Annotated in this window: 5 protein-coding genes; 3 read left to right on the top strand and 2 right to left on the bottom strand. The window is 46.1% G+C overall.

Features of this window, described 5'->3' with window-relative positions; all coding sequences use genetic code 11:
• Window positions 1–43 precede the first annotated feature (43 nt).
• A complete protein-coding gene (locus RMO35_RS11260) occupies window positions 44–400 on the bottom strand; it encodes a DUF4440 domain-containing protein (RefSeq protein WP_309741273.1) in 357 nt (118 codons plus the stop codon).
• Between RMO35_RS11260 and RMO35_RS11265 the strand changes: the two genes are divergently transcribed.
• From RMO35_RS11265 to RMO35_RS11275, 3 genes are read left to right on the top strand one after another with little or no spacing between them, the layout of a single operon-like run.
• Entirely contained in the window at window positions 390–1,352 is a 963-nt protein-coding gene (locus RMO35_RS11265; RefSeq protein ID WP_309741274.1) for an AraC family transcriptional regulator, read from the top strand. The two genes, RMO35_RS11260 and RMO35_RS11265, sit on opposite strands and share 11 nt — an antisense overlap.
• A 27-nt stretch (window positions 1,353–1,379) precedes the next feature.
• Window positions 1,380–1,550: a hypothetical protein gene (locus tag RMO35_RS11270; protein ID WP_309741276.1), complete on the top strand. Its 171-nt coding sequence runs from the start codon at window positions 1,380–1,382 to the stop codon at window positions 1,548–1,550.
• Between the two features lie 46 nt (window positions 1,551–1,596).
• Window positions 1,597–2,781: an NAD(P)H-quinone oxidoreductase subunit H gene (locus RMO35_RS11275; RefSeq protein ID WP_309741279.1), complete on the top strand. Its 1,185-nt coding sequence runs from the start codon at window positions 1,597–1,599 to the stop codon at window positions 2,779–2,781.
• Between the two features lie 58 nt (window positions 2,782–2,839).
• On the opposite strand, the gene RMO35_RS11280 is transcribed toward RMO35_RS11275, so the two are convergent.
• A partial coding sequence (locus RMO35_RS11280; RefSeq protein ID WP_309741280.1) for a GNAT family N-acetyltransferase occupies window positions 2,840–3,193 on the bottom strand: 354 nt, incomplete at its 5' end.

The raw sequence follows: 3,193 nt of genomic DNA on the forward strand, positions 1-3,193 counted from the left end.
CATCTACATTGTCTTCGATTAATAATATTTTCTTGTCCATATTTTATTTTTGTTGAGGAAAAGTGATATTAATAGTTGTTCCCTTTTCCAATTCGCTTCTGAGCTCTAATCGTCCGTTCATTAAGTCTACATAACTGCCGACTATGTGCATTAAAACAGAAACAACGGTGAACCCGTTATTCAGTTGAATCTGTCGCTCTGATGGTGTAAGTTCGGTAAACTTAAATTGTCCAGAGCGGTGAGCATCAAGATCTTCCTGTTTGCTAACAAGTTGCCCTAGATGATTTGTAAACAGCAGTTCGGGCGCAATTAAGGCATCTAATTCGACGACATCAGAACCCAGCATTGCTTGTCTGAGCCGCTCTTCTAGTTCGATGATTTGAGCTTGAGTGGTTATCATAGTTTACTCCTTAAAAGTTGAAATGCGGAGTGCGGAATTTATGTCCGATCGACCATCAACGATTGTAGATTTTAAAGCATCAGGGGAAGCTGGCTACCAGCAAATCTTTGACCGATCTCCATTGATTAGTAGTATCTCTAGCCAATTAGACGATCTGCTCGTTGCTTACGACTATTTTCCACCCGGAACGACACCAAATATTTTATCCAAACAGCACGGCTTGGGCATTTTTATCGATTTACCCGCCCCAGTTACCGCCGAACGCTGGATCGATGGTAAATTGCGCCGCGAAATAGTCAGGCGCGGGGATACGGTTGTCATTCCAGCAGATACTTGGCATTATGCCGAGTGGAATCGCGGTGGTGGCGCAATTGTCGTCGGCTTAGAGCCGCAAGTCATCCTCGATACGCTCAATTTAACTCTAGAGCGTGATTCCTTAGAATTGATTCCTCACTTTGCGACTAGCGATCCGACGATCGATCGGATCGGGATCTCGCTCAAACACGCACTCGAACATCCTGGCTGTTTGAGCCGCCTTTATGCAGAATCGATGCTCGATGCGCTGACAATGCACCTGTTACAGCATTATTCCGTCCAGAATTATGCACTTCCTACCTATCACAGTGGATTAGCTCCAGCACAACTAGAACGAGTCGTAGACTATATCGATACTTATCTCAGTCGCGATCTCAGTTTGCATGAACTGGCTCAATTAGTCCAACTGAGTCCACACTACTTTTCCCAACGCTTCAAACAATCGATCGGATTTTCGCCCCATCAGTATATTTTGAGATGTCGGATCGATCGAGGGAAAAAATTATTACGCCAAGGCGGATTGAGTATTGCTGGAGTTGCGAAGATCGTTGGATTTGTGGATCAGAGTCATTTTCATCGCCATTTCAAACGGTTGGAAGGCATTACGCCCAAAGCTTTTGTCAGCCAAATTTGTTGATATTATCGATCGAATATTTTTAATTACATGACAATCTGTAGGGGCAGGTTTATGCTGTATATTTCCGTTCGCACCGATAACCTCAAACAAACCTGCCCAACCCCGCTAGCGACGATCGACAGCCACAATTCGATCGATAGAATATCCAAAAATCGGATGAATCTACAAGACATCGACCGAGCATTTGCTAAATACTGATAGCTAGAGATACAGATCGTATTTGTAGCAACAGGAGGTCGCGATCGTGGCACAGCTCGAAACCAAGACAGAGCCGATGGTACTCAATATGGGGCCGCATCATCCCTCCATGCACGGTTGTTTTCGGATTATCGTGACGCTGGATGGGGAAGATGTCGTCGATTGCGAACCCGTCATTGGGTACCTGCATCGGGGGATGGAAAAGATTGCCGAAAATCGCACTACTTTAATGTATGTCCCCTACGTCAGCCGTTGGGATTATGCCGCTGGGATGTTTAATGAAGCCGTAACTGTTAATGCCGTAGAAAAGTTGGCAAATATTGCCATTCCCAAACGGGCTAGTTATATTCGGATGATTATGCTAGAACTCAACCGAATTGCCAATCATCTGCTGTGGTTGGGGCCATTTATGTTGGATTTGGGCGCGGGTACGCCATTGTTTTATGTGTTTCGCGAACGGGAGATGATTTACGATCTGTGGGAAGCGGCGACGGGCTACCGGATGGTGAATAATAACTATTTTCGAGTCGGTGGGGTGGCGGTAGATTTACCCTACGGGTGGCTGGATAAATGTGCGGATTTCTGCAATTATTTCGCGCCGAAAGTTGATGAATACGAGCGTTTAATTACGGATAATCCGATCTTTTGCCGTCGGGTGGAAGGGGTGGGAACCATTAGTCGGGATATGGCGATTAATTGGGGACTGTCGGGGCCGATGTTACGTGCTTCTGGTGTGAAATGGGATTTGCGAAAAGTCGATCGCTACGAGCGATACGATGAGTTTGATTGGGATGTCCAGTATGAGACAGCGGGCGATTGTCTGGCGCGGTATCGAGTCAGAATGGGCGAAATGCGGGAGTCGGTGAAAATTCTCCGCCAAGCGATCGCTCAGATTCCTGGCGGTGCTTACGAAAGTCTGGAGGCTAACCGTCTAGATGCGGGAGCTAAATCTGAATGGGATGGTTTCGACTACCAATACATTAGTAAAAAGATCGCCCCGACATTTAAAATTCCCGCAGGCGAACATTACGTGCGCGTGGAGACTGGTAAAGGAGAGATGGGGATATTCATCATCGGTGACGATAATATCTTCCCCTGGCGGTGGAAAATTCGCTCTGCCGATTTTAATAATCTCCAAATTCTCCCCCATTTACTCAAAGGAGTCAAAGTCGCCGATATTGTGGTGATTCTCGGTAGTATCGATATCATTATGGGTTCGGTCGATCGCTAAATTACAGCTAATTTCGATCGATTGATGTGTATTCGGATTGTTATCTGGATGGCAGGTACTAGGATCGTACAAACTCATACACTATATTGAACGACACTTCACCCGCTCGATTCACAACTTCGCTCCCTGGAACCTTCATAAATCCTGTCCGCTCATACAGCCGCACAACTGGATTATTCGCTTGAACACTCAGACTTACCGCTGGATAATTTATCTTGGCTGTGCCTAAAATGTGCCTCAATAATTTAGTTCCAATGCCTTGTCCGCGATAATCTGGCAAAACAGCAATTGCCAACTCTGGAATCTCATCGTTGACATAACCAAACCCTTTCTCTTCCCCCAGCCACAATCGCAGCCAAGCCGCCCCAGTGTGACTTTTATCGTCGATCGAAGCAACATAACCAAGATCGCC

The organism is Chamaesiphon sp. OTE_20_metabat_361, from assembly GCF_031364565.1.